Origin of the sequence: Neobacillus bataviensis LMG 21833, from assembly GCF_000307875.1 — a bacterium.
Lineage (GTDB): Bacteria > Bacillota > Bacilli > Bacillales > Cytobacillaceae > Neobacillus > Neobacillus bataviensis.
This window is the reverse complement of record NZ_AJLS01000177.1, coordinates 1-739: the sequence shown is the minus strand read 5'-3', so window position 1 is coordinate 739 and position 739 is coordinate 1. Positions and strand designations below refer to the sequence as shown.

Here is a 739-nt window from a genome sequence, read left to right as displayed (position 1 = left end):
CTTTAAATTACTCACTAGTTTATTATACGCGAAACGATTGGCAAATAGGTTTCATAATTTGTTAATAGGGTAGATTGTAAAAGTGGCCGTAACGTTCTACATCAGCATTTTATTGAAACCGTACCTTTCAAAGTATTACATACCGATGTTACACAAGTACGCTTGGCCGATACTAAGTGGGCTTACGTTTCAGCTATTACCGACGAAGCAAGCAAGGAAGTTTTAGCATTTCAAGTAAGTAATAGTCTATAGGAAATCTCATTCATCCCGTATTGATCCCAGAAGTAAGCCCATGAATTTGGCTTTTTACGCTTCTTCTTGTTAGGTGTATTCCAATCAAAGTTTTCAATGAATGAATCGCCTTGCTTGATTGGCGGTTCGATTGTAAATGCGTGTGTAATTACTGCCGTAACATTTCCATTTTCATCTTCGTCAGATACACTTTCGACGTATCCTCCCCCATAAATTTCCCACTTACGGTCTTTAGTAATTTTCCCCGGATGACGATTCAAAACAACCGCACCGGCTTTCAATTTACCATATTGGCGCATGTTCCAACCGTAACTTTTAGCATCATCAGCATATTTCAGCTGACCATCATCTTCTGTTTTCCCATGGTCCAAGATAAATGCTTGCTGGTTTTCTGTTGGTTTTGGTAAAAGATCTGTGTAAGTAACCATATTGATACCTCTTTCTATGATTCAATCAGAACAAATTTCCGTTCCGGTTGTATTAATAA

1 protein-coding gene is annotated in these 739 nt (G+C 38.0%); it reads right to left on the bottom strand.

The annotated features are described in order from the left end of the window. Window positions 1-230: 230 nt before the first annotated feature. Window positions 231-680, bottom strand: a complete 450-nt coding sequence (locus BABA_RS24465; RefSeq protein ID WP_007087957.1) for a hypothetical protein — start codon at window positions 678-680, stop codon at window positions 231-233. Between the last annotated feature and the right edge of the window lie 59 nt (window positions 681-739).

What these genes read in the sequence shown, in the direction of transcription:
- BABA_RS24465 (WP_007087957.1), bottom strand. Translation starts at nt 680, where the DNA reads ATGGTTACTTACACAGATCTTTTACCAAAACCAACAGAAAACCAGCAA.